Source organism: Aulosira sp. FACHB-615 (assembly GCF_014698045.1).
GTDB lineage: Bacteria > Cyanobacteriota > Cyanobacteriia > Cyanobacteriales > Nostocaceae > Nostoc_B.
On the sequence record NZ_JACJSE010000001.1, the window covers coordinates 317,344 to 343,422 of the forward strand.

Sequence of the window (26,079 nt, forward strand, 5' to 3'; positions counted from 1 at the left end):
GCCTCAAGCTTTTTAATCGCCGTTTTCTGCTATCACCTCTGGTTGCAAATTTACTAAAAACGTATGCAATCTCATTCTTTCAATGTAAGGCCAGCCACCCTCAGACTCAATATCTTTCAGGAGTGAGTAAAGTTGCTGGCGATTATCGGGTAGGCTATCCTGAAAAGCACCATCCCGAATTGAGCGATGTAAATACTCCAACTGCCGCAGCAAGGTCAACAGCGCCAATGGATTTCCTTGGCAATCTCTCGCTACATCATGTACAGCTGTGGCAATCTTCTCTAGTTGCTCGACAAAATCTATTGATTCAAAACTTTTGTTGCTCATGCAACTCTCTCTGTCAAAATTAGGTCTACTCAAATTTACCGAAGATTGTCAGCTTTCAGGCGCGATCGCCTCTTACCTATACATAATCCTCACAGTCAGAAAGATAGGGCTTGTGCAAGCTTCTAGGAGTGGCTGTTGAATTATTTTTAGCTGAACTCCTTACACCCAGTCAGGACTTATACCATTTTGGATTTTAGATTTTAGATTTTGGATTGGGTAAGGGTTGATAGGTAAGCTTTTGAGTCATCCATTTGTCGCATTCTTTTTTCAAATTGGTATTACGCACAAAAATAGTCTGTAGAGATTGGGTGTAGGAGTGAAAGGGTATGGGGGTGTAAGGATTTTGGATACATACACCCCTACACCCTTCCCAAACCCTTGATTTTTGTCAGTCCTACTTCAACAAACAATCTTGCGGCCTCAGTCCTAAACTAATTTTGCTCACTCAACACAAATTGCAGAACATAGCAATTCTCAGCAAAAGAGAGTGGTGGCTTTGATTACAGCCTCTCAGGAAGCTAGATAGGATCAAAGACTTCCTACTTTAAACTAGAGTGCTTTGATTTTGAGTTAAAAAAAATCGTATGATCTGGCTGATTTCCCTATAAAGCAATGGGCTGTATGTAGTGGCAATACATACATAATACAGAACGACTTCAAAAAACCCTGCAAATGCCTATAGTAGTTGCAAGGTGAGAGGTCGGAGCGACGTTAAAAGCGTCATTGATGCAGCAAAGCCTAACTTTCGGGAACAGCTTGCTGTCAGTGAGGACTGCTTTTCGTCAGAGATCAAAACTTCGTGCAGTTTTACAACTTAGATATTAATTTTTGACATTGAGGTTGACCATGAGGTATCGCGCTTTAATTGTTGCATTCTTGGCTTTATGCCTGGGGCTATTAACTGCTTGCAGTGATGCTCCAGAGGCTAGTGTTAGAGAAGTACTCACCTACGAACAAATTCGTGGAACAGGCTTGGCTAACAAATGTCCTCAATTGGCAGAAACCAGCCGTGGCTCTATTCCCCTTGACAGTAGCCAGTCTTACGCCATTAAAGAACTGTGCTTGGAACCTACTAATTTCTTTGTCAAAGAAGAACCAGCTAATAAACGCCAAATAGCTGAATTTGTAACTGGCAAATTGTTAACCAGATACACTTCTACCATTGACCAAGTACAAGGGCCACTGAAGTTCAACTCAGATGGTAGCTTGACTTTTGTTGAAGAAGATGGTCTAGACTTCCAAGCGATTACAGTTCAACTTCCTGGTGGTGAGCGAGTACCTTTCCTCTTCACCATTAAAAACTTAGTAGCTCAAACACAACCTAGTTTGACCAGCATCAATACTTCTACAGATTTTGAAGGCGAATTTAAAGTGCCTTCTTACCGTGGTGCTGCCTTCCTAGACCCCAAAGGTCGCGGTATTGTGACTGGCTATGATAATGCTGTGGCTCTTCCTGCTCAAGCAGATGACGAAGAACTCACCCGTGCAAATGTGAAGCGTGCTGATATTCTCAAAGGCAAGATTTCTCTGCAAGTAGCTAAAATAGATAGTTCTAGCGGTGAAATTGCAGGTACTTTTGAGAGTGAACAACCATCTGATACTGACTTAGGAGCCGGTGAACCCAAGGAAGTGAAGATTCGCGGTTTATTCTATGCCAGAGTAGAATCTACTCGTTCTTAAACTCAGCACATTGCTGGCATTTAAGATCAAAATTTAAAGCCATTAGGCTTCAAATCAGTCTTTAGAAAATGGACAGGTGGATTTTGAGCTAAATTGACCTAAATGGCCACATATTTCACAACTAAAGGGCTTTTTGCCCTTTTTTTATTGCTGTTCAGAACTTAAATATTATGCGTTGAGATGGGTGTATGGGGGTAAGGGTATAGGGGTGTAATTGTTTTGGATACATACACACGCCACTACTCCCCACTCACTACTCCCAATTCCCTACCTTAAATTCAGGTCTATTGAATATTTGTAAAAATTGTATTAATTCTTTTGTGAGATACCGTAAGCATACTGAAAAATTACCTTTCATTCAGGTAAAAAAATAATCACAAACAAACTTCATACCCAGGTAAACAAATTAAGTACAATCTCGGTTTGAAATTAAGTAAATTATTTTATATTTTGTTGCTATGTAGTTTTTGATTGGCTACAGATAATAACCAATTCTAAATAACTAAAAAACAATTTTGCCGATTTAAATATTGCTTGATTGTTCAAAATTTCATAGTAGTAGCAGTGCTATATGACGACAAAAGCCTTTACATGTGCATATAGCCTGTTACTTGCTGTGAAATTTTGTAATCTTGGCTTGTTTAAACGCACTTACCCTACTGTTTATTTGCTAAATAAATCCGGTGCTATGCCTACCACAGCCACCAACGAACTGAAGCATGAAGTTTGGCAGTTGTTGAGAGAATATAAGCAATCTCGCTCAGAACATATTCGCAACCAACTGGTAAAACTAAATTTTGGACTGGTAAGAAAAGAAGCTCATTACTGGATTAATCAATGTCGTGAAAGTTATGATGACTTACTGCAGGTTGGTTGTTTAGGTTTAATTCGAGCTATTGAAAGATTTGATATTTCTAAAGGTCACGCTTTTAGTTCCTTTGCCATTCCCTATATTCGTGGTGAAATTCAACACTACCTGCGGGATAAAGGCGTGACCGTCAGGATTCCCAGACGCTATTTAGCAATACAACAACAAGCAATTGGGGTGTCTCGTTCTTTACGAGAAAAATATAATCGCCAACCCACAGATGCTGAATTAGCAGCAGCATTGGAAATTACTCTTAGTGAGTGGCAAGAAATCAAATTAGCGTGGATTAATCGCGCTCCTCTCAGCTTAGATGTGCCAGTTCAAGACTCCGAAGAAGGTGCTACTAGTCTAGGAGAATTAGTTCCTGATCCTCATTACCGCAGCTTTCAACTGGCGCAAGAAGACCAACTGCGTTTACAACAAGCATTGTTTCAACTCGAACAGTGTACTAGAGAAGTTTTAGAATGTGTCTTTTTGCAGGATTTGACACAAAAACAAGTAGCAGAACACTTGGGCATTAGTGTTGTGACGGTTTCTCGGAGAGTAAAAAAAGGGTTGGATTTATTGAAACATCTGATGTGTACAGCAGATGATTGAACATCAGCAAAATAAAACCGTATTTGTACTGGTTTAATTATGTAGAAACCAGCCCTTAAAATTTAATAATTTAGGTTATAAAGGTGAAATACTTTGCCTGAAATAAATACAGGCTTAGTTAATTTCCACAAACAAATTTTCTATAGCTTTTGAGAACAGCCAATGGGCAGAAAATCAAAAATTGCAATTGCAACTATTCTAACTTTGGCGATCGCTGGATGTGCATCAGAAAGCACACCACAAGCTAGTACTCCTGCGCCGGCTCCAACGGCTCCAGGAACACCAGCACCACCCGCCGCAGCCCCGGCCGCAGCGCCACCTGCTAAAACACCACCAGCCACGGCGGCTCAACCGTTTAATAACCCTGTGGTGTCCACAAAAAAGGTCACTAACGTTGCTTTTACCTCTCCTACATTAATTCAACCCACTGATGGTAAAACCCGGATAGATTTGGTAACTAAGGGAAGGCCAGATCCATTTGCCCAGCTTGTTACCCCAACTAGTGCTGAAGTTGGCAAAAATCCTAACGTCAAGCAAATTCCTCGCTTACCTCCTTTATCGGTAGCTATTGTCAAAAATCGCAAAGTGCCAATCAGTACTGCTAGTACTAAAAAAACTCCTATTGCATTGGCGGGAACTACCACCATTCTGCCCAAGGTTTTGCCGCAGGTTGTTCCTAGCAACCCTTTTAGTTCTGTATTACCCTCTACACCCCAACCAGATTTGGCTAAATCAGTGGTGGTGACTGGTGTAGTTTTGATTGGTAGAGAACCCCAAGCTATTATTAAAATTCCCAATGAGCCTTCTAGCCGCTATGTACAAGCGGGACAGCGATTAGCAAATGGTTTGTTGATTAAACGCATTGAAATGAATCAGGGTTCAAATCCGATCGTGATTCTGGAACAATACGGTATTGAAGTTGCCAGAATGGTAGGAGAAGCCCCGACTAACTCAACGCCATCAGTCACATCGGCTGCTAATGGCAATGCAATTTCATCAACTCTACCAACCCAAAATCTAACTGCTGTTGGAGCATCTTAAGGATGGATACTCAGGAAAAATTTGAATTTACTGGTTTACCTCTAGCTGTCTATCGAGAGATAGCTGCTCATTTACGTCAAGTTGAAGGAGTTGAGGCGGGTTTAATTCCCCAGTCATCTCAACAATTTGATTACAACCAAAGTCAAATTGATGGTTTATGGATATCTTGGTCGCCTAACTCTCGTCCTGCAAGCCGACAACGTGTGCAGCAAATTTTGGCTTACTATCACAGCCTTTATGGAGTTTGACGACTGAAATTTCCGTAAATTGCTCAAATTATATCAATAAATTTTTAATTAGCTGGGTGAAGTCAATCTATCCGATCAAGTTTGTAGTGATTGGGTAGTGTTTGTCTTGACCCTGTTTAATTATTTGGATACTATCTGGTTTCTTGCTGACTATTGGCGTTTGATCTGTTGTGATATGTGCCAATTGATAAAAAAATGTTAGTGTTTGGCTCAAAACATGATATTAAGTGATGCAATTATAAATTGCTGAGGTAAACTTGCAAGCAAAATAATGCAAAATATTACTCAGCTGCTCTTCGGTCTGGGCATCACTCAAAATGGAACACTGGCAATTTCTCATCCAGAAACAGGGCGATCGCTCTTGGCACACTTTAGAATCGCCAAATCTACAAATTTTAGAGGGTCGGTACAGAGTTTTAGCTCGTTCTAACCTGCCAAATACAGATGTGGAAGTACGGGTAACTCACTCTACAACTCATGAAGTTCCCCCAAAACGACGGATTCAAAAGTTATCGCGGCGCACTAATTCCGAAGGTTTAATGGCGGTGATTCCCTTTACGCTGCTGAAGCCAGGACTATGGGAATTACGCTGTTCTGGCGATTTGATGTCAGATATTTTTGGTAAATCTTGGCAACAAAGTGTTTATCTACAAGTCTTGTCTCAACAGGCAGAAGTTGAAGTCGATAAATTATCTGGTGGTGGGAATTTAGAGCCAAATTCTCTTGACTTTTTCATAATTTCTTTGCCGGATACTCCTAATATTCATCAGGTTGATATCAGTGCTGGTAGTCAGTCAATTTCTCCAACTACAGAGGTGAAGACAGATAGCGACTTAGTGACTAACGAACTTTCGGCGGAAATTGCGTCAATTGCCAGTGATAATGCTATTACGACAAAGGCAGAAGCAGTCCCTGAGAGTAATTTAGATGAATTACCTGTAGAAGCAAATTTAGTTACCAGCGATCGCACTTTATCTGTCACCCCAGCCGAAATTCCTGATAGCAATTCCATAAACAGCGAATTGGCGGCGGAAACTTTATCTACAAATGATGAAACATTTGCCGTTACTAGAGAAGAAATTCCTGATCATCACTTGTCTGTCAGTGAAGTAAGCGATCGCACTTTATCGGAAACCACACAGGAAATTTCTGATGATGACTCGCAGGTAAGTGCAGTTTCGGGACAAGAAACTGTCAGCACAGAGGAAATTTCTGATGATGACTTGTATGTACAAGAAACTTTACCTATCAGCGATCGCACTTTATCAGTAAGTACTGAGGAAATTTCTGATGATGACTTGTATGTACAAGAAACTTTACCTACGAGCGATCGCACTTTATTAGTAAGTACCGAGGAAATCTCTGAGCATAATTCGCAGGTAAGTGAAGTGTCAGTACAAGAAACTTTACCTACAAGCGATGATACTTTGTCAGTCACCACAGAAGAAGAAATTTCGACTCATAACTTGGTTGTGAGTGAATCGGCTTTTGCGGAAACTCCCGCAGAAATCCCTGATGGTAGCTTGGTTGTGGCTCAATTTTCTGGTGAAAAATCAGAATATGGTATTGATCAACCTGTAAGTCCGGTATGGCTAAAAGGTGAAACAGCAGAACAAATATTACAAAGTTTAATAGATCAAGCTTTACCCACCTTGTTGTTAGAGGATGAGCAGCTAGAAGAGGAGGAAACGATACAACCATTACCACCACTCAAGCTGACTTTAGAGCAAGAAAACTATGTGGCGCGTTGGGGACAAGGACTCAGCATTAATGCCACTGTGGAGTTACAAACACAGCCTGATTTGGAAGATGAGCTACAGTACCCCACTACTTTTTATGCACTAGAAGCCAAAATTGAGCTACGCTCACCTTTAAGTTCAGAAGTTTTGGCTCAGGTAAGGCAACCTTTAGCAGATAATGTACTGCCTTTTGCAATTAACTCGGCCATTAATATTCCGATTGATTGTGAATCTAAACTGCTTTTGGGTGAACTCAGTTTATATGGCGCAATCAGTGATTTTGATGATGTCACATTGTTAGCTAATAGCTCTTTTACAATTACGGCGGATGTATCAGAATTATTAGCGATCGCTACAGTGGCAAAATCTTATCAGCAAAACTTTTTTGATAACTCTAGTACTTTAGCGGTTTCTCTACCGAGTCAAGAGCCAGAAACATCGGTCAGCTTGGGTTTGGAACTGTTTAACCTGGTCAAAACTACTGCTACACAACCGCAAACTATTCTGCCATCACCAAGCCAGCCTTTACCGCCGCAAATTAATTTGTTGTCTCTGAAAAAGTCAGGAGATTGGCGATCGCCACAATTGCCCAAGTTACCAGAAAATCAAACAAGTGCGATCGCAATTAATGATGAGTTAACAGAGGTTCCCCCAGAAGGACAACAAGAAGGGGATTTGCAAGACCAGACACCTCCCATCCCTTTAGCACCCATTAACTTAGAACAGCTAGAAATTAAAAGTCGTCCAGGGTGGATGGCGGGGAATGTCTTTCCTTATCTCAAACGCCGGAAAACTGCACCGACTGAGACGACAGATTTAGAAGATGTTTCTGATTCTCCGATATTTGAAGAGTCTCTGGTAGTTGAGCCAGAAATTGAGAACCCAGAGACAGATAATGCTGTGGTGGAAACTTTGGCTTCCTCAACTTCGGAATTGCAAAACCTAGATTTAGATGATTCTGTAACTGAAACGTTAACTTCAACCGATGCTTTGGAACTGGAAAATCTAGATTTAGATAATTCCGTAGCTGAAACCTTAACTTCAACCGATTCTGAGTCGGAGAACCTGGATGTAAATGATTCTGTGGTGGAAGAACTAACGCCAGCTAGTTCTGAGTTATTTGCTGTGTCTATGCTAGAAATGCCTGTGACACCAAGTTTGGAATTTAGTGACGACTCCATCTTAGAACCAGCTGCTCCCTTAAGCTCAGAATTGATAGCAGAGGTTAATCCTTATTCCTCGCCGTTAATTAGGAAGTGGATGCAGAGCCAAGGCTATGTTGTACCTGAACTTCCGCCTCTACCAAAGCAACGCCGTAACACAGAAGTTTTAGAGCCTGTTCCTGTGGACGAGGATTTTATAGAGACTGATTTACCAATGCCAAGTTTTGAGGCTGATTTGTCATCAAATCTTGATACAGGGATAGAAACTATTCATGGTGAATCTGAGGCTAATGCGGAAGTAGAGAGTAATTTAAATATCTCTGAAACTGAGGAAATTACAGAGGCGGAAATAAATACAGTAGAATCTGAGCTTGAGGAACATCCAGAGACAAGCATAATTACAGCAGAATCTGAGGAGCTAAATATCTCGGCGGATGTGGAAACAGAAAACATTCCTCTTGAGGAATCTAACTCTTCATTGCCATTAACAGAGCTACCCTTAAATCAAAAGATTAAAATACCGAGAGCTTGGTTAGCGCAAGAGATTGTGGTTGATGATACTGATAGTGAACCTATCGAAGATCATTTTGTCGAGCAACCACAGCAGTCAATTCCGGCTGTAGCGTCATTCCCCTTAGATGGCGAAAAATTGGAACCTTTACCCATTCCGCAATTACATATACCCGCAGGCGAACTGATTGCGGGTCAGTCGGTGCGTGTGCGTGTAGAACTACCAGAAGTTCCTGCGCCAGTGGTGGTGAAATTGTGGATTGAGGATTGCCAAACTCGCGGGTTATTGGATGGCCCTCATGTGTTCAAAGATTTGCTACCTAAAGCCTTGGGTGGTGTAGAGGTGATGACTCAGATCAATATTCCCTTTGGCTGTGTGGAAATTCGTTTAGAAGCGATCGCCTTTAATCCATCTACTCAACAAGAAAGTCACAAAGCATCGGTTGTCAGGACTGTAATTCCACCAGATTTACCAAATTATCAGTTAGATGAATTGTTGGGTTTGTAAACAACAGCTTTACATAACTTTGTTAAAAATCTTTAGAATTTAAAAAATCTGACTGAATTTGCAGTAAGCTCATTTTGAATTGTAGTGTGATTTAACAGGAACCTTTACCATGTCCACTGAACTTTTCCCCCAAATTTTTGCTTATTCTGCATCTTTCTTGTCTCCTATCTTTGTACCTATTATTGGTTGGGTTCTGCCAATTGCAACATTCTCGTTTCTGTTGTTATACATTGAGCGTGATGACATTGCCTAAATAGGTATTTAGTAATAATTAATTGGTAAAAATTTTAGTAGCCAATTAATTATCACTTCCTTACAATTCACTAGATTGTGCAATCAATTAATACTTAAAATACCGCCTAACTCCAAGAGTCAGGCGGTTTTCTTGTACTGATTTCTAAACAAGTGCTAGAAAATTCAGTGAATATATAGAAGTAGTCAGATATATCAGGAAATTGGGAAAGCTCGAATGCTAGGAATAATAAGATTTTTACCTCCTGCCTTTTGCCTTCTGAAGACAGCGCGTTGCGGGGGTTCTCTCCGTTGTAGCGACTGTCGTCCTCCTGCTATATTATGAGGTTCAAACCACTTTTATAGTGAAGAACCAATCCCAGCGTAGGCTCCGTAGAAGAAGATACCTACAACAGTAATTACGCCTAAACCTGCGATTGTAGCGACAACCCACAGGGGAATTCTTCCAGTTCCAGCAGACACAGATTTTCCTCCTCCCTTAATAACAAATCAACACAAATTTTAGATAAACAAAGTTTCCCAAAAATAGTTCCAGTTAGTTAAAGAAGTAACTGGAAAAGAGAATACCTAGAACAAAAATCAGTAGCAATCCCAGGTATAAAGAAGTACGGTTAAGTTCAACCGGTTGGTTATTGGGATTGGGCGTTCTTTCCATGATTTGCTCCTAGCGTTGAATAAATTGCATTGCGGCGATCGCGCCCAAGAAAAACACGGTTGGCACACCCAAGGTATGAACTGCCAGCCATCTAACTGTAAAAATTGGATAGGTAACTGGTTGATTGATGTTATTTCCGCTAGTCATGATTTCAAACTACTTTCCAATAAATTTTTCAACTTGTTTCTTGGCTTCATAACGGTTATTCACAATTGGCAATTCCTGCCGTGTTTGTGTGTAATACTCGTTAGGGCGAGGTGTGCCAAATACATCATAAGCCAGCCCGGTGCTAACAAATAGCCAACCGGCAATAAATAATGCTGGGATGGTGATGCTGTGAATTACCCAGTAACGAATGCTGGTAATAATGTCCGAAAACGGACGTTCTCCAGTGGTACCTGACATTTAGATCCCTACCTTCACAAAGACTGTTATTGAGTTTATTATCCTACAAAGTTTAGAAAGAGTTACAACTTGCAACGCTGTTCTCATAAATCAGAATTAACACTTAAACTTCGGTTATGCCTAAGCTGCTTTTTCTGACGCAGTTTTTTCAGCCCTGGCGTTATATTTCAGCAATACACCGCGATCGCCAATGATAAATCCTTGGTCGGGACTGAGAAAGACTATTTTATATAGATTAGCGGCTACCTGTTCCACATCACGGTCTTTTTCCCAGGTTTTACCACCATCAGTACTCCGCAGCAAGTTACCGCTACCACCGCCTATCCACAGTTCTTCGGGTGTGCGATATGCCAAATCCAGTAAACCCCAACTGGTGGATAACTCTGGATATAAAGCTTCTTGCCATTCTTCGGCGTTATTGGGTTCACTAAATTGAATCTGACCACCGCGTGCTAATAACCACAGTTGGCCATTATCATTGAAACCCATATTTTCTACACGCCGAGAACTAATGCGGTTATGGGGAACCCAAGCATTTTGTCCTGGTTCCCAAGTCGAGTAAAAGCTACCCTTAGCTGAAACTGCGACATATTTACCATCAGCAGAACGCTGCATATTCCGTACTACACCAACAGCAGCTTCGACTTGGGCTTTCCAATTTTTACCCCCATCGGTAGTTTTGTAAATTGCGCCCACATCTGTAGCCATTTCGGCTGAGTTGGTTTCCAGTGCATGAACAGAAATGGGATTACCAGGTAACTTTTCGCTTAAAGGAATACGTGACCAAGAACGACCTTCATCGGTGGTATGCAGTAATAGGGAAGGTTCACCAACTATCCAACCTTCTTTGCCAGAAAAACTGACAGAATCAAAGCGATATCGAGAATCATCCAGTGCTAAGGACAAGGGTTGCCAATTTTTACCACCGTCTTGAGTTTCTAAAAGTGTGGCGTTGCTGCCTACTAAAAAACCATGCTGAGAATCTTGGGTAAAAGCGATATCTAGCAACTTCTCGTTGGTTGGCACAGTAATAATTTCCCAAGGGTTGAAGCTAGTGGAAGGCACTTTACTACAACCTATACACAAAACAACTACTATCAAACAGGCAATTATGCGTTGCCAACTTTTCACAATGGATTGCATCAGTATTTCTTAGTGTTTTCTAAATTCGTTTAAGTTTTACCTTAAGAGATGCGATCGCTCTCTAAAATCGGTAAAGCAAGATAGCGGGTCTTATTGTAAGCCGTAAAGACTGATAAAGAACAAGAAAGCCAGAGCCAAAGCCCCAAAAATTAAGATATTCTTCTGCCCTGGAGTCAGTTTGTTCACACCCAAGCCAAAACCCAGATTTTCTTTAAAACCAGATGCTGTACCAGCCGGGCCAATATTGGTAAAAGCAGTTTTTTTAGCACTACAAACTGGACAACGCCAGTTTACAGGCAACTCTGTAAACAGTGTCCCGGAAGGGATATCATGCTTATCATCTCCCTTCTCAGGTTCATAAACATAACCGCAGGCGCGACACTCATAGCGGTCTAACGCTGGAGTCTCAACAGCTTGTTCGCTCATGGCTAAGGTCTCCCAGAGGGGAATTATTAAATATACGTTAAAAATTATGACATAACTGTTAGACTTTTCTATCACTCATACAAACGAATCAAATACCTGAAATCCGTCTGTTTCCCAGATTTCAGAAAACTCGAAAAGATATAATGTAAAAGAAAGTAACAGCGTTATTTACACCATAAGCGGTAGAAATTCATTGTGTTTGTCCTTAGCGGTTACGAGTACTTCCTAGGCTTCTTAATTATCTGTAGCCTAGTGCCAGCCCTGGCGCTTTCTGCTTCCAAGCTTCTCAGACCCAGTGGTAACAGCCTGGAACGCCGCACAACTTATGAATCTGGGATGGAACCCATCGGTGGAGCCTGGATTCAGTTCAACATTCGCTACTATATGTTTGCGCTGGTTTTTGTCGTCTTTGACGTAGAAACTGTGTTTTTGTATCCTTGGGCGGTTGCTTTCAACCGTTTAGGGCTATTAGCATTCATTGAGGCGCTAATTTTTATTGCAATTCTTGTAATTGCTTTAGTTTACGCATGGCGTAAAGGAGCTTTGGAATGGTCTTGAATTCTGATTTAAGCACCCAAAACAAAGAGCAAATCATCAACCCCATTGAGCGTCCGACAGTCACTCAAGACCTTTCAGAAAATATTATCTTGACAACGGTTGATGACCTCTACAACTGGGCTAGGCTTTCCAGTCTTTGGCCTTTGCTGTTTGGGACAGCTTGCTGCTTTATTGAGTTTGCAGCTTTAATTGGCTCTCGGTTTGACTTTGACCGCTTTGGTTTAATTCCCCGTTCCAGTCCCCGTCAAGCTGACTTGATTATTACCGCCGGCACAATCACGATGAAGATGGCACCCCAGTTAGTGCGTCTTTATGAACAAATGCCTGAGCCAAAATATGTGATTGCGATGGGTGCTTGTACAATTACTGGCGGAATGTTCAGCGTGGATTCTCCCACAGCTGTACGCGGAGTTGATAAGTTAATTCCGGTAGATGTGTATTTACCTGGTTGTCCTCCCCGCCCCGAAGCGATTATTGATGCAATCATTAAGCTGCGGAAGAAAATTGCTAATGATTCTATGCAAGAACGTGATCAATCCAAGCAAACCCACCGCTTTTACAGTACGACTCACAACTTAAAGCCAGTCGCAGAAATTTTAACTGGCAAGTATATGCAGTCAGAAACTCGCTTCACTCCACCCAAAGAATTAACAGAAGCAATTGGTCTACCAGTACCACCTGCGCTGCTAACTTCTCAAACCAAGGAGGAATTGAACCGTGGCTGATGAAGAATCTAAACCAGTACCCGCAGGACAAGATGCCTTAGTTCCGGCTGGGCCGATTTCGCAATGGTTAGCAGAAAATGGCTTTGATCATGAATCTTTAGCGCCTGATAAAAATGGTGTAGAGATTATTAAAGTCGGGCCAGAATTTTTACTACCCATTGCTACAGCTTTGTATGCTTATGGGTTTAACTATCTCCAGTTTCAATCGGGTATTGACCTTGGCCCAGGACAGGATTTAGTCAGTGTATATCACTTAGTCAAAGTTGGTGATAATGCTGATAAACCGGAAGAAGTGCGAGTTAAGGTATTCCTCCCCAGAGAAAATCCCCGAATCCCTTCAGTTTACTGGATTTGGAAAACCGCAGACTGGCAAGAACGCGAAACCTACGATATGTTCGGCATAGTCTACGAAGGACATCCCAACCTGAAGCGGATTTTAATGCCAGAAGATTGGGTGGGTTGGCCTTTGCGGAAAGATTACATCTCGCCTGATTTTTACGAGTTACAAGACGCTTATTAGGTAGTGCTGAGTGCTGAGTGCTGAGTGCTGAGTGTCTATAGTGGGAATTTTAATGTCTCATTTCTAACCCCTCTCCGGCGGCGGAGGGGGGTAATGTTTTTTAATGCGGAGTTTAATTTCCACTTTTGCGCGGATGGGTGATGATATGAATAAGTTAAGTTGTACAGTAAAACCTTATGTCTGATGAATTATTAAAGTCTTTTAAGGAAGCATATAGCAATCTCGAATTGTTTCCACTAATGCACGAGAAGGAAATGGAGCAGTTTCGAGTAGATTATGGCGGTGATTTAATAGCAGATTTAATACAGCTAGTTGAAGATAGTCCGAATGGTGATGGCAAGATTGTATTTACTGGTCATCGAGGATGTGGTAAGTCTTCTTTGTTGGCTGAGTTTAGTAAGCAGATTAAAGATAATTATTTTGTAGTGTTATTTTCTATTGCTGACAGTATTGAGATGTCGGCTGTTAATCATATTAATATTTTGTTTGCGATCGCGCTTAATTTAATGTCTGAAGCCGAAGCCCGCAAAGTAGAAATTCCTAAATCTACTAAAGAGCAAATCTACGGGTGGTTTGCAAAGCACACTCGGACTGTAGAGACAGAATTAGGGGGCGGACTTGAAGCGGATTTTAATTTGCTCACCGTTCTGAAAGCTCAATTAAAAGCTGATGCCAAAGTTAGAGAAGAAATTACACAGGAATTTGAACGCAAAATATCAGATTTAGTTGCGCGGATTAATGAAATTGCTGCTTTGATTCAAACTGCTACTAAAAAAGAAATTATAGTTATCATCGATGATATAGATAAATTAGATTTAGCAAGAGTCAACGATATTTATCGAGATAATATTAAAGCTCTATTTCAACCTAATTTTCGGATTATTTATACTATTCCGATTGCTGTAATCAGAGAAACTTTTTTGGCTACAATTATTACAATAGAAACAAATGACCAAATTGTAGTCATGCCTGTTTTGAAGGTGTTTGAGAAAGGTAAAAATCGTCTGCCTGATGCTCATCCTCGCGCTGAAGTAAAAAACCTACTTTGTGAAATACTACAAAAGCGGATTCCTAGTGATTTGATAGAAAAAACAACAGTAGAGAAGCTTGTTGTTCAAAGTGGGGGAGTATTGAGAGAGCTAATTAGGATAGCTAATGAATGCTGCCGTATTTGTTTGCGACTTATTCGGCGTAAACCAGATGAAAAAGTTCTAATTGATGACAGTATCCTAGAACAAGCAATTAATAAAATTCGCAATGATTATTCTATTCGCTTAGGGAAAATCGAATTTGAAGTCTTACAAAGTATTTATGATAATTTTATGCCTGATGATCCAAAACAGCTAGAGTTTTTAGACTTGCTGCATGGGCTGTATGTTTTGGAATATCGTAATGATGAAACTTGGTATGATGTTCACCCCATTATTGTAGAGACTTTGAGACGTAGGGGGTTGATTAATGATGAATGATGATTTACTCACAGATGATGAAAATAGAGATGCTTATGATGATTTAGTAGTTTCGATTGATGCTAAAGCAAATCGGTTGAATTTGCTAATAGGTGTTTGTGATGATGCTAGTTTTAGGGATGAGATTATTGCTCAGTATGAGGCAGAATTAGAGCCACAAATCCGTTGCTTTCGGACGACATTGGCAAGGGGTGAGCCGAGTTTGAGGGCGGCTGTTGCTAAACTAGTAGAATCTGAAGAATATTTGCAGCAACATAACCCAGCAGTAATTAGTGTGACTGGTGCAGAACAGCTGCATTTTTTGAAACTGGGTGAGGAACGTTCAGAACAAGAGATTTTTTTCGGTTATTTACAGTGGACTAGGGAAGGGTTAAGAGAATTTTATTTTGCGATTGTCTTGTGGGTGACTAATCAAATATTAGTTGAGTTAATTAAAAAAGCGCCTGATTTTTGGAGTTGGCGTAATGGTGTTTTTCGGTTTGTATCTAGAAGGAAAAATACTGTTTCTGCTAGAGAATTAGAACCGATTCGGTTTGCTTTTACAAGTAATGAATTATCAGGTTTTGATGATGAGAATGAATATTTATTACCTATAGAAGATTTGCAAGGATTTATTCAAGATTTAGAACAGCGAGGTGTTAAAGATACAACTTTAGCAACTTTATACTTCAGCTTAGGAGATATTTATAGAAAAAGACTTGAACGGAGTGAGTCTCTGGATTACAAAAAAGAGCAAGAATTAGGTATTAAGTATTTAAACAAAGCTGTAGAATTACAAAAAGAGTTAGGTTTAGAGAAAGACTTAGCCAGCAGCCTCAACAATTTAGCATTCTTCTACCGTTCCCAAGGCAGATACAGTGAAGCCGAACCTTTGTACATTCAAGCTTTGGCACTAAGACGCAAACTTCTGGGTGAAGAACATCCCGATGTCGCCACCAGCCTCAACAATTTAGCCGGACTCTACTGTTCCCAAGGCAGATATAGCGAAGCCGAACCTTTGTACATTCAAGCATTGGCACTGAGGCGCACACTTCTGGGGGAAGAACATCCTGATGTCGCCACCAGCCTCAATAATTTAGCAGGACTCTACGAATCCCAAGGCAGATACAGCGAAGCCGAACCTTTGTACATTCAAGATTTGGCACTCTCACGTAAATTGCTGGGGGAAGAACATCCCGATGTTGCCACCAGCCTCAACAATTTAGCATTCCTCTACAAATCCCAAGGCAGATACAGCGAAGCCGAACCTTTGTACATTCAAGCATTGGCACTGAAGCGCAAACTTCTGGGGGAAGAACATCCCGATGTCGCCACCAGCCTCAATAATTTAGCAGGACTCTACCGTTCCCAAGGCAGATACAGCGAAGCCGAACCTTTGTACATTCAAGCATTGGCACTGAGGCGCACACTTCTGGGGGAAGAACATCCCTCCGTCGCCACCAGCCTCAACAATTTAGCATTACTCTACGAATCCCAAGGCAGATACAGCGAAGCCGAACCTTTGTACATTCAAGATTTGGCACTCTCACGTAAATTGCTGGGGGAAGAACATCCCGATGTTGCCAGCAGCATCAACAATTTAGCATCACTCTACCGTTCCCAAGGTAGATACAGCGAAGCCGAACCTTTGTACGTTCAAGCTTTGGCACTGAGGCGCAAACTTCTGGGGGAAGAACACCCCGATGTTGCCCAAAGTCTCAACAATTTAGCATCACTCTACGAATCCCAAGGCAGATACAGCGAAGCCGAACCTTTGTACATTCAAGCTTTAGATATTTTAGAGAAACGGTTAGGGATAGATCATCCCAATACTGTTACCGTGCGTAAAAACTTAGTAAATTTGCGCGATCGCCTATCCTCAGAATCATAACAGCGATCGCCTAAACATGAAATTTCGTGTTCTGAGGTGGAATGATGGAGTTGTGAAGGCGATCGCTTGAGCTTTTGACTCGGAGTTTCATATTCTGAGGCGGAATGATGGAGTTATGAAGGCGATCGCTTGACCTTTTTACTCGAAGTTTCGTGTTCGGAAGGGGAATGATGGAGTTTGGAAGGCGATTGCTCTCTCTTTTTACTCGAATTTTCCGGTTCTGAGGTGGAATGATGGAGTTGTGAAGGGGATCGCTATCGTTGAAAACATCCTCTATCAACTGTTTTGTCATCTATTCCAGCAATATAATGCGATCGCCAAACTTAGCCGCTAGTTTTTGATCATAAGTTAACACTTGAGTATCAGATTGAATTGCTGCTGCCACGAATAACGTATCGTAGAATGAATGACTTGCCTCAACTGCCAGCCTTAAAGCTGCATCTCGAATCTGAGAACTAGGAATCATCACATCAACTAGTGCCTCAGCATCTTGTAGCGTATCTAAACCTATTTGCAATGGCAGTTGCCTAAATTGTATCCACTGCCAGATTACATTTCCCAACTCGGCAAACAACGAATCTGGCACTACAATTTGATCTACAGTTTCTAACGCTGCTATCGCCTTTTCATACCTGTTTTCTACGCGCAAGAGTGCATAGGCAAATACCATCGTATCAATCACCATCAGGATTGTCCTGCTGATTACCAAGTCTGTACACGGCTTTCTGTTTCTATTGGTAAAGCCTCGACTCGTTGACGAATACGCCCCAGCACTTCATCACGTTTTCTATAGCGTTTTGGTAACAATTCGCGGATTTCTTGTTCCAGTTCATGGAAAAAATTTTCTGCTTTTTCTCCTTGTCCTGGCTGCATTTGTTCCAAAGCAATTTTAATTTCCTTTAAGGTTGCTACTAATTCAGCAGCATCTAAAAGTTCTTGATAAGATTCCGCATCTTGAACAACCAACTCTGCTTTTCCGTTGACAGTCAGGACTAACGGATGTTTTGTTTCTTTGATCCTTTGTAAAAACTCAGTAGTATTACGCTTAAACTCAGTGAGAGAATGTATATCTTTTGATAAGTTTATTAGCATATAAACATTTAATTAGCACTTAATTAAATGCTAATTAGTGTATGTGGAGTTTGTCAATCGAATTTTGGAATGTTTGCAGTTTATCGAGGAATGCGATCGCCTAATCCCTTGATTTTGCGGATTCATACTTAAGTGCTAAATGTGTAAAGTAGATACAGCAGATAGCCATCAAGGTTGTATATATGCAAAATAGAGATTTGTAGGAATTGCAATTTAAAACTAAAGTTAGTAAATCAATATTTTTCAGTCAGTATGATGGAGCAAAATGATCATCAACAGCGCCGCGCCGCTAATCAAGAGTTTGAACAATCTCTCAACCAGTTGGAAGGTATTCTACAGCAAGGTCTGACTGAAGACGACGAAACCCAGATTGAAGAACCAATCGATATTGAACTAGCTGATGATTTAACAGAAATTGATTTAGCCGCTTTTGAGGATGCGGTGGCTGATATTGAACAATATCTGGAAGAAAAGACAAAGTGATGCTGCTTTAGTTTGTGGTTATTTGTCGCCGAGCTTCGTATAACATTAAAGCAGCTGCGATCGCCACATTTAAAGACTCGACTCCAGGACTCAGGGGAATATTGACTTGTTTATCTGCCATGTTTGCCAAGTCTGCCGATAAACCTGCGCCTTCGTTCCCCAATAAAATTAAACTGGGTTTGCGCCAATCAATTTCCCAATAAGTTAATTTTGCTGTCGGCAAAGTCGCTATCACTTGCATTCCCGCCTGCTGACTTTGCTTGACTGTGGTTAATAAATCTTCACTCACTGCCATATTTAAGCGAAACCATTGTCCAGCACTAGCACGCAACACTTTGGGATTATCTAAATCTACACTATCACTAGTCAACCATAATCCCGATGCACCAGCCGCAGCCGCCGTGCGAATAATCGTACCTAAATTCCCTGGGTCTTGGATGGTTTCTAAAGCTAAAACAATGCCATCAAAGGGGACTTGATTGATGGACTCGCTGCGTTTGGCTGTGGCGACTACACCATCTGGTTGTATTGTAGTAGCGATCGCTCCTAAAACTTCCTCGCTGACAATTTCTGCCCTTTCACAACTACTACATAACCTCTCCCACAAGGAAGCATGAGCCGCTTGCCAGTCTGGTGTACAACACACCGTTTCTAAGGGATAATTTACCGTACAAGCTTCTTCTAACAAATGCGTCCCTTCCAACAAAAACAACTCCTGCTTGTGACGCTCCTTAGTAGAGTGCAGCTTGCGAATTTGCTTAACGAGAGGGTTTTGTAAACTAGTTAACATTTGCTAATAATTTGCTAGTAGTGGAGCCTTGATTTTACTCAGCACTTAGCACTTTTTACTCTAAAATGCGGAACCCGGGACTTGAACCCGGAAGCCTTGCGGCACTAGAACCTGAATCTAGCGCGTCTGCCAATTCCGCCAGTTCCGCGTGACATTCATTTTTTAATCGACAATTTCTAATTGTTACTCAATTATTTATTTTTGTCAACTTATATTCAAAATATCTGTATCGTAGATATTTTAAATTCCAGATTGGGAACTATGATGAGTGGTTGAGTTTCCTACAACTCAAAGACCATCCCTAAAAAAACAGCGCCTATAGTCTACTAAGTATTGAAATTTACCATTACATCTGAGATTAATTACCGTTATTTTTTGCCCTCAGTTCACGAGCCAAAAAATATATTGATTAATCCAAAATGTAGACAAATGAAATCTTTACTGTAGAATCAAAACCAACTTCAACCCTTGAAAATTAAGTATTATTTTTGGAGGTAGGCTTATTAATCCTTCTACCAGCTTACCAGATGCCAAGCTTGCACCTCAAGCAGACTCCTCAGTCTTGCAAATTTTCGGTGGGCATCGTTTGCACGGTCATGTCAAAATTAGCGGGGCAAAAAATTCAGCACTGGTAATCATGGCTGGAGCATTGCTCTGTTCTGGAGATTGTCACATCCGCAATGTTCCCTTGTTGGCGGATGTCGAAAAAATGGGACAAGTTTTATCAGCTTTAGGTGTAAAGGTTTCACGCCAAGGCGATATTTTAGACATTAACGCCAGTAATATCACTACATCTAAAGCTCCCTACGAACTCGTGACTCAGCTACGAGCCAGTTTTTTTGCGATCGGTTCTATTCTGGCTCGGCTAGGGGTGGCACAAATGCCCTTACCAGGTGGCTGTGCAATTGGCGCTCGACCAGTTGACTTGCATGTCCGGGGACTGCAAGCAATGGGAGCCGAGGTGCAGATTGAACATGGCATTTGTAATGCTTATGTTCCCAATGGTGGCAGATTAAAAGGAGCCAAAATTTACCTCGACACTCCCAGCGTCGGCGCAACAGAAACATTGATGATGGCGGCTACCCTGGCTGATGGCGAAACGATCATCGAAAATGCGGCGCGTGAGCCAGAAGTTGCTGATTTAGCGAATTTCTGTAACGCAATGGGAGCCAAAATTCACGGTGCTGGTACTAGTGTCATCACCATTGAAGGTGTCCCGCAATTGCATTCTGTTGACTACAGCATTATCCCCGATCGCATTGAAACCGGCACCTTTTTGGTAGCTGGTGCAATTACACGTTCGGACATCTTATTATCTCCAGTTGTACCCGACCATTTAATTCCCGTAATTGCCAAACTGCGGGAAATCGGTGTGCAGATTATTGAAGAAGCCCCAGACTGCTTGCGAATACTACCTGCGGAAACTCTCAAGGCGACATATATTGAAACCTTGCCCCATCCAGGTTTCCCCACAGATATGCAAGCACCGTTCATGGCGTTGCTCACCTTAGCAGAAGGTGACAGCATCATTAACGAGTCTGTGTTTGAAAATCGCTTGCGCCATGCTTCCGAGTTAAACCGCTTGGGTGCAGATATTCGCGTTAAAGGTAATGCAGCTTTTGTGCGCGGAGTCCCTAATTTATCGGGTGCGCCTGTTATTGGTACAGACTTACGGGCATCAGCCGCCCTCGTCTTAGCTGGCTTGGCGGCTGATGGACAAACCACTTTCCAAGGCTTGCATCACCTCGATCGCGGTTATGATCGTCTTGATATCAAGTTGCAGCAATTGGGAGCTAAAATCAAGCGCGTCAACGAAGTCTCAACCCCTGGGGTGACTTCTAATGGCAGCACTCCCCCGGTCACAATTGCTAATTAGAGGGGAGTGTAGAGAGAGGGGGGAGTGTGGGGAGAGAGGGGAGTGTGGGGGGAAAGATTTCTTCACCATCCTCCCACACTTCCCACCCCTCCCACACTTCCCACCCCTCCCACACTTCCCACCCCTCCCACACTTACCCCCTTCTTCCACCGAATGAATCGTTATACTAGCTTGTGGATGGCTGTTAAATTAGCAGCCAAGTTTTTACAGTCTTTGTGTTCAAGCTGGCTATATCATGTCATTCATTAAAACTCCGCTAATTGGTTTAAAAGCTGACTCCTTTCGTCATCCCTTAGACTTGGAATCTACCAAAGCTCTCAAACAAATACCTGGTATTGATTTGATGGTGCGAAATTGGCTGGGGCCAATGGCGGAGCAGATTTTTTATGTAGAAAATATTGCTTCTAGTGTTTTAGTCAGTGAAAATCAACTGCCAGATTTACATAAATTATTATTAGAAGCTTGCAAAGTTTTAGATATTGAACCGCCGCAATTATACGTCCGACAACATCCAGCACCCAACGCTTATACTTTTGCGATGCGGGGTAAACAACCTTTTGTGGTGTTGCATACTTCCTTGATAGATATCCTCACCCCAGAAGAAATTCAGGCGGTAATTGCCCATGAGTTAGGGCATCTAAAATGCGACCATAGTGTTTATTTAACGCCTGTAAATTTACTGGTATTAGCGGCAGCAATTGTGCCGAATGTGGGGAACTTTTTGGCGCAAGCCATCCAAACACAACTTTTAGAATGGGTACGTTGTGCTGAGTTTACCTGCGATCGCGCCGCTTTACTAGCCACCCAAAACCCCAAAGTGGTCATGTCTGTACTCATGAAACTGGCTGGTGGTTCGCCCACACTTGCACCGCAACTCAACCTCGATGCCTTTGTTGCCCAAGCCCGTGCTTATGATGAAATTAGTAAAACAGAATTGGGTGAAATGGTGAAAGTCGCCCGCACAGCCCAATTAAGCCATCCCGTACCAGTGCTACGCGCCAGAGAAATTGACCGTTGGGCGAGTAGTCAAGAATATCAAACTTTACTGCAAACTCATGGGTTGAAAAGTTCTGGTGAAGTACCAACAAAAGGCGGCTGGCGGAACTGGTAAATTGGCATTCAAAGGGAGTAGGGAGTGGGGAGTAGGGGTGTGGGAGGTGTGGGAGGGGTGGGAGGATGGTGAAGAAATCTTTCCCCCCACACTCCCCTCTCTCCCCACACTTCCCCCTCTCTCTATACTCCCCTCTCCCCAAACGTGAGAAATTCGGGGATGAGTAATTTTGATTACTACTCTAAAGTTCGGACAGTCAAAACCTGCGGTGGTGTTGAGTCTGGTGGATAAATCACGTCTACTTGTAGATTTCTTTGGCTGGCGGGTGGGAGAACAAACTGCACCAATGGTTCTAAAACCTGGCCAGTTCTGTGCCATAAATGCACATACCGCGTTTTCTTTTGTCCTTGGTCATCAACATAACGCAGTCGTACTGTCCCGCGAAAGAAGGGAAAATCAAGTGATGGTTTGCGGAAACGAATGCCACCTTGAGATAATTTGTCTTCTTTTAAAGGTGTTTCTAGGGTGACGGTGACTTTTTGAGTTTGGTTTGTCTGATTTTTTAACGGCAAACTCAGGTTATATTCCACCCCATAATTACCGTGTGCTTCGTAGGCGGTATCAGGATAGCGCACCAACATTTTAGCGGTTTGGATTTGGTCAGTACCCAATCGACCACCCCGGAGAGTAACTAAAGGATAGGAAATACCTTTACCGCGTTCAGGAATAGTTAAATACTGGGCTTTGGGATTATCTACCAAGTTAGCTTGCCATTGGGAACCTTGAGAAACACCAGCCACACGTCCGTAAATAAGTGAACCACTAGTAACATTGGGCGGGGTTGGTGTTTTATCTCTCGGCCCGGCAAAACTGCCATTGTTTAATAAAGCTTGCCATTCACTCAAAGTTGGCGCACGGTCAGAATTATCAGCATTTTTTTTAGCAAACATCGCCAAACTAGCCGCGTATACTTTACCGCTACTCTGCAAGCGCAAAAAACTAGAACGACCATTCACAGGCTTGGCTAAATTTCTCACAGGAATTGGATGATTTAATAACATCCGGCTACCACCAGGAGGAATGACGAACTTAGCGGGGAAATCTGCTTGACGCACACCGCGCAACACATCACTGACAGCCCTCGCCCCTGGCCCAGAATAAACCTTGCCATCATTATTTTCTAGGTAAGGCGCTAAGGTCACAAAGGGCGCATCCTGCATTAAATAACTTGCGCCCTGCAAGACATTAACTGTCACAGGTTTTTTACTGGGGTTTTGGAGTATGACACCGATATAGAGAGTTTGTAAATCTTTGGGCGTGTGGGTGTAATGATGGGCAAATAAATCGAAGCGTCCCTGAAAGAGAAAATTGAGGTGGGCGGCGGGGACTTTTTTATTATTGGTAGGAAAGGTAGAAAGTAGAATCCCTTCGTTTTTAATCCATTCGGGGCTGTTACTGTTAAACACCGGGATGGTATCTAACTTACCGGGTAAGGCGCGGACTTCTCCTGGTTGGATGATTTCTTGGGGTGCTGGTTTAGGGGAAGTTTGGGCGACAACTGCGGAGTTATTTTTATCAGTTGTGCAGCCGACTGCTTGAATAATAGCCAGTCCAAATAAAAGTGTGAATATTGGTAATGCTAGTTTCTGGGTCATAAATTCAGGAAATGGAAGTGTTGACAATATTTCTGCTAACTACAACGTGAGTTCAACGAATTAATGCAAAATCCAAAATCTAAAATCTAAAATCTAAAATTACAATAAGGGAGATTACGGAGATCAGTTACGGGCAGTGGCTGGAGTTGGGTGGTTAGTGTATGGCTGATGAAATGATAGATTTAACAAATTGCGATCGCGAGCCGATTCACATTCCAGGTTTAATTCAGCCTCACGGAGTTTTGCTGGTTTTGCAAGATGCTCACCTCGAAATTATCCAAGTTAGTGATAACACTGAAAAAATCATTGGTCATCCACCAGAGGCACTTTTAGGCAAACATTTATCAGTTTTATTTGATACCAAGCAAATTCAAAAAATTCAGCAATGCCTCACCGCAGATTTCGAGACAATTAATCCCCTGGATTTATCAATTAAGCATGGCAATAAATTGCGGTACTTTGATGGCATTATCCACCACTCAGACACAGTAATTCTTTTGGAATTAGAGCCGAAAAAAGTTAAACAAAAAGCTGATTTTGTTGATTTTTATCATCAGGTAAAAGGCACAATTACCCGGATGCAAAAATCTGTCACACTACGAGAAATGTGCCAAGTTGTTGTTCAAGAAGTGCGGCGGATTACTGGCTTTGAGCGTGTGATGATTTATCAATTTGATGGGGAAGGTGCAGGCTGTGTGATTGCTGAAGATACTGATTTAGCAATTCCTTATCTAGATTTACACTACCCATCTTCGGATATTCCCAAGCAAGCCCGACATCTTTACACCCTCAATTGGCTGCGGTTAATTCCTGATGTTAACTACCAACCTGCACCGTTAATTCCTCATAATAATCCTCTGACAAATCAACCACTCGATTTAAGTTTGTCTGTGTTGCGGAGTGTGTCTCCAATTCATTTGGAGTACTTACATAATATGAATGTGACAGCTTCAATGTCTATTTCTTTGTTGCAAAATCAGCAGCTTTGGGGATTAATTGCCTGTCATCATTCATCACCTAAATATATTCCTTACAATATCCGTACCATTTGCGAATTTATTGGGCAGGTAATGTCTGTGGAACTGGCGAACAAAGAAGCCAGTGAAGATATTGATTACAAAATGCAGTTGAAGTCCTTACAAACTCAATTTGTGGAGGCTTTGTCCCAGTCTAAGTATTTTTTGCATGGGATGGTGCAGTTACAATCTCAATTACTGAATTTAGTGAATGCTACAGGGGCAGTAATTTGTAGTGGTAATCAATTTATCCCTGTGGGTGAAGTGCCATCGGAGGCAGAGGTAAATGCTTTACTGAACTGGATGAAACCACGGCTACATCATAGTTTATTTGCTACGCGATCGCTCTCTCAAGATTATCCCCCAAGCGAGTCATTCCGCGCGATCGCTAGTGGTGTGTTAGCTTTGGAAATTTCACGGGTACAACACAATTACTTGATTTGGTTTCGCCCAGAAGTAATCGAAACTGTCAACTGGGGTGGCAATCCGCACAAACCTGTGGAAGTATTATCTGATGGCAGCTTGCGAATGTCACCACGCAAATCTTTCGAGTTGTGGCAAGAAACAGTGAGGGGTTGCGCTTTACCCTGGAAACCCAGCGAAATTGCCGCCGCTACCGAACTGCGAAGTTTAATTGTCGGTGTTGTCTTACGACAAGCCGATGAACTCGCCTCTATGAATTTTGAATTACAACGCAGCAACGAAGAACTTGATTCTTTTGCTTATATTGCTTCCCACGATTTGAAGGAACCCCTGCGCGGGATTCATAACTACGCTAATTTCTTAATGGAAGATTATGCTGAGACGCTCAAGGGTGATGGGGTGGCGAAACTACAAACCCTGGTGCGCTTAACCCAGCGTATGGAAGATTTAATTAATTCTCTGCTGCATTTTTCGCGGTTGGGACGGGCGGAACTGATGCGCCAACCAGTCAACTTAAATGAGTTAGTCCAGCAGGTAATTCATACCCTCAGCATTACTCGCCCACAAAGTGAAATAGAATTTCGGCTTCCCCAAACGCTGCCCAGTATAGAATGCGATCGCGCCCAGGTAAATGAATTATTCACAAACTTAATCAGCAATGCCATGAAGTACAACGATAAAGCCCAAAAATGGGTAGAAATTGGCTATATTCCCCAGGAAGACACCTCCCGACAGCCAATTTTCTATGTGCGTGATAATGGCATTGGCATTTTAGAAAAGCACCTCGACAAAATCTTTCAAATCTTTCGCCGCTTACATGGACGAGATGAATTTGGCGGTGGAACTGGCGCAGGCTTAACCATTGCTCGCAAAATTGTGGAACGCCACGGCGGGAGAATTTGGGTAGAATCTACACCCAAGCAAGGTAGTACATTTTACTTTACATTAACAGCAGAGGCAATCACTTAAACCTGGATTTCTCTCTTGTG

Annotated in this window: 24 protein-coding genes, 1 tRNA gene and 2 pseudogenes; 15 read left to right on the forward strand and 12 right to left on the reverse strand. The window is 42.0% G+C overall.

Annotated elements, in window-relative coordinates; all coding sequences use genetic code 11:
- Nucleotides 1-12: 12 nt before the first annotated feature.
- Entirely contained in the window at nucleotides 13-327 is a 315-nt protein-coding gene (locus tag H6G77_RS01290) for a hypothetical protein (protein ID WP_190587920.1), read from the reverse strand.
- Nucleotides 328-1,173: 846 nt separating this feature from the next.
- Here H6G77_RS01290 and H6G77_RS01295 point away from each other — a divergent pair.
- From H6G77_RS01295 to H6G77_RS01320, 6 genes and pseudogenes are all read left to right on the forward strand, one after another.
- A complete protein-coding gene (locus tag H6G77_RS01295; protein WP_190587921.1) occupies nucleotides 1,174-2,007 on the forward strand; it encodes a photosystem II manganese-stabilizing polypeptide in 834 nt (277 codons plus the stop codon).
- A gap of 688 nt (nucleotides 2,008-2,695) precedes the next feature.
- Entirely contained in the window at nucleotides 2,696-3,472 is a 777-nt protein-coding gene (locus tag H6G77_RS01300; protein WP_190588307.1) for an RNA polymerase sigma factor SigF, read from the forward strand.
- 162 nt (nucleotides 3,473-3,634) lie between these two features.
- Nucleotides 3,635-4,513: a hypothetical protein gene (locus tag H6G77_RS01305; protein ID WP_190587922.1), complete on the forward strand. Its 879-nt coding sequence runs from the start codon at nucleotides 3,635-3,637 to the stop codon at nucleotides 4,511-4,513.
- Nucleotides 4,514-4,515: 2 nt separating this feature from the next.
- The gene (locus H6G77_RS01310; RefSeq protein WP_190587923.1) at nucleotides 4,516-4,761 is read left to right on the forward strand and encodes a hypothetical protein; all 246 of its coding nucleotides are present in this window, start codon (nucleotides 4,516-4,518) and stop codon (nucleotides 4,759-4,761) included.
- Nucleotides 4,762-5,078: 317 nt separating this feature from the next.
- Nucleotides 5,079-5,427 (forward strand): annotated as a pseudogene (locus H6G77_RS01315) (hypothetical protein); the annotation flags it as partial.
- 3,363 nt (nucleotides 5,428-8,790) lie between these two features.
- A complete protein-coding gene (locus H6G77_RS01320; protein ID WP_190587924.1) occupies nucleotides 8,791-8,934 on the forward strand; it encodes a photosystem I reaction center subunit VIII in 144 nt (47 codons plus the stop codon).
- Between the two features lie 338 nt (nucleotides 8,935-9,272).
- Here H6G77_RS01320 and H6G77_RS01325 read toward each other — a convergent pair whose 3' ends face one another.
- From H6G77_RS01325 to H6G77_RS01350, 6 genes are all read right to left on the reverse strand, one after another.
- Entirely contained in the window at nucleotides 9,273-9,395 is a 123-nt protein-coding gene (locus H6G77_RS01325) for a photosystem II reaction center protein J (RefSeq protein ID WP_062295774.1), read from the reverse strand.
- A 73-nt stretch (nucleotides 9,396-9,468) separates the two neighbouring features.
- Nucleotides 9,469-9,588, reverse strand: a complete 120-nt coding sequence (locus tag H6G77_RS01330; protein WP_071989460.1) for a photosystem II reaction center protein L — start codon at nucleotides 9,586-9,588, stop codon at nucleotides 9,469-9,471.
- Nucleotides 9,589-9,597: 9 nt separating this feature from the next.
- Nucleotides 9,598-9,735, reverse strand: a complete 138-nt coding sequence (gene psbF, locus H6G77_RS01335; RefSeq protein ID WP_015115279.1) for a cytochrome b559 subunit beta — start codon at nucleotides 9,733-9,735, stop codon at nucleotides 9,598-9,600.
- A gap of 9 nt (nucleotides 9,736-9,744) precedes the next feature.
- Entirely contained in the window at nucleotides 9,745-9,993 is a 249-nt protein-coding gene (psbE, locus tag H6G77_RS01340; RefSeq protein WP_062295772.1) for a cytochrome b559 subunit alpha, read from the reverse strand.
- A gap of 120 nt (nucleotides 9,994-10,113) precedes the next feature.
- Nucleotides 10,114-11,136 carry a photosynthesis system II assembly factor Ycf48 gene (locus tag H6G77_RS01345; protein WP_190870618.1) on the reverse strand — a complete coding sequence of 341 codons (1,023 nt, stop codon included), beginning with the start codon at nucleotides 11,134-11,136 and terminating at the stop codon, nucleotides 10,114-10,116.
- A gap of 90 nt (nucleotides 11,137-11,226) precedes the next feature.
- Nucleotides 11,227-11,562 carry a rubredoxin gene (locus tag H6G77_RS01350; protein WP_190870619.1) on the reverse strand — a complete coding sequence of 112 codons (336 nt, stop codon included), beginning with the start codon at nucleotides 11,560-11,562 and terminating at the stop codon, nucleotides 11,227-11,229.
- A 195-nt stretch (nucleotides 11,563-11,757) separates the two neighbouring features.
- On the opposite strand from H6G77_RS01350, the gene ndhC reads away from it, so the two are divergent.
- The 5 genes from ndhC (at nucleotide 11,758) to H6G77_RS01375 (ending at nucleotide 16,704) form a co-directional block, all read left to right on the forward strand.
- On the forward strand, nucleotides 11,758-12,120 hold the full coding sequence (gene ndhC / locus H6G77_RS01355) for a photosynthetic/respiratory NAD(P)H-quinone oxidoreductase subunit C (RefSeq protein ID WP_190587926.1): 363 nt from the start codon (nucleotides 11,758-11,760) through the stop codon (nucleotides 12,118-12,120).
- Complete coding sequence (locus H6G77_RS01360) at nucleotides 12,111-12,845, forward strand: NADH dehydrogenase subunit K (protein ID WP_190870620.1); 735 nt, start codon at nucleotides 12,111-12,113, stop codon at nucleotides 12,843-12,845. Before ndhC ends, H6G77_RS01360 begins: the two co-directional genes overlap by 10 nt.
- Nucleotides 12,838-13,365, forward strand: a complete 528-nt coding sequence (locus H6G77_RS01365) for an NAD(P)H-quinone oxidoreductase subunit J (RefSeq protein WP_190870621.1) — start codon at nucleotides 12,838-12,840, stop codon at nucleotides 13,363-13,365. The genes H6G77_RS01360 and H6G77_RS01365 overlap by 8 nt, the downstream gene beginning before the upstream one ends.
- A 176-nt stretch (nucleotides 13,366-13,541) precedes the next feature.
- The gene (locus H6G77_RS01370; RefSeq protein ID WP_190870622.1) at nucleotides 13,542-14,834 is read left to right on the forward strand and encodes an ATP-binding protein; all 1,293 of its coding nucleotides are present in this window, start codon (nucleotides 13,542-13,544) and stop codon (nucleotides 14,832-14,834) included.
- Nucleotides 14,824-16,704 (forward strand): tetratricopeptide repeat protein, encoded by a 1,881-nt coding sequence (locus H6G77_RS01375; protein ID WP_190870623.1) that lies wholly within the window; start codon nucleotides 14,824-14,826, stop codon nucleotides 16,702-16,704. Before H6G77_RS01370 ends, H6G77_RS01375 begins: the two co-directional genes overlap by 11 nt.
- A 292-nt stretch (nucleotides 16,705-16,996) precedes the next feature.
- Here H6G77_RS01375 and H6G77_RS01380 read toward each other — a convergent pair whose 3' ends face one another.
- The gene (locus H6G77_RS01380; RefSeq protein ID WP_190870624.1) at nucleotides 16,997-17,389 is read right to left on the reverse strand and encodes a type II toxin-antitoxin system VapC family toxin; all 393 of its coding nucleotides are present in this window, start codon (nucleotides 17,387-17,389) and stop codon (nucleotides 16,997-16,999) included.
- A gap of 140 nt (nucleotides 17,390-17,529) precedes the next feature.
- Nucleotides 17,530-17,796: pseudogene (locus tag H6G77_RS35505) on the reverse strand (type II toxin-antitoxin system Phd/YefM family antitoxin); the annotation flags it as partial.
- A gap of 252 nt (nucleotides 17,797-18,048) precedes the next feature.
- On the opposite strand from H6G77_RS35505, the gene H6G77_RS01390 reads away from it, so the two are divergent.
- The gene (locus H6G77_RS01390) at nucleotides 18,049-18,279 is read left to right on the forward strand and encodes a hypothetical protein (protein ID WP_313888521.1); all 231 of its coding nucleotides are present in this window, start codon (nucleotides 18,049-18,051) and stop codon (nucleotides 18,277-18,279) included.
- 7 nt (nucleotides 18,280-18,286) lie between these two features.
- On the opposite strand, the gene H6G77_RS01395 is transcribed toward H6G77_RS01390, so the two are convergent.
- Nucleotides 18,287-19,069 carry an RNA methyltransferase gene (locus H6G77_RS01395; RefSeq protein ID WP_190870626.1) on the reverse strand — a complete coding sequence of 261 codons (783 nt, stop codon included), beginning with the start codon at nucleotides 19,067-19,069 and terminating at the stop codon, nucleotides 18,287-18,289.
- Between the two features lie 66 nt (nucleotides 19,070-19,135).
- A tRNA-Leu gene (locus H6G77_RS01400) sits at nucleotides 19,136-19,217 on the reverse strand.
- A gap of 354 nt (nucleotides 19,218-19,571) precedes the next feature.
- On the opposite strand from H6G77_RS01400, the gene murA reads away from it, so the two are divergent.
- Complete coding sequence (gene murA, locus H6G77_RS01405; RefSeq protein ID WP_190588309.1) at nucleotides 19,572-20,945, forward strand: UDP-N-acetylglucosamine 1-carboxyvinyltransferase; 1,374 nt, start codon at nucleotides 19,572-19,574, stop codon at nucleotides 20,943-20,945.
- 235 nt (nucleotides 20,946-21,180) lie between these two features.
- Nucleotides 21,181-22,056, forward strand: coding sequence for a M48 family metallopeptidase (locus tag H6G77_RS01410; RefSeq protein ID WP_190587933.1), 876 nt, complete (start codon nucleotides 21,181-21,183; stop codon nucleotides 22,054-22,056).
- A gap of 176 nt (nucleotides 22,057-22,232) precedes the next feature.
- On the opposite strand, the gene H6G77_RS01415 is transcribed toward H6G77_RS01410, so the two are convergent.
- Nucleotides 22,233-23,651, reverse strand: a complete 1,419-nt coding sequence (locus H6G77_RS01415) for a DUF3370 domain-containing protein (RefSeq protein ID WP_190870627.1) — start codon at nucleotides 23,649-23,651, stop codon at nucleotides 22,233-22,235.
- 161 nt (nucleotides 23,652-23,812) lie between these two features.
- Between H6G77_RS01415 and H6G77_RS01420 the strand changes: the two genes are divergently transcribed.
- Nucleotides 23,813-26,059 carry an ATP-binding protein gene (locus H6G77_RS01420; RefSeq protein WP_190870628.1) on the forward strand — a complete coding sequence of 749 codons (2,247 nt, stop codon included), beginning with the start codon at nucleotides 23,813-23,815 and terminating at the stop codon, nucleotides 26,057-26,059.
- Nucleotides 26,060-26,079 lie beyond the last annotated feature (20 nt).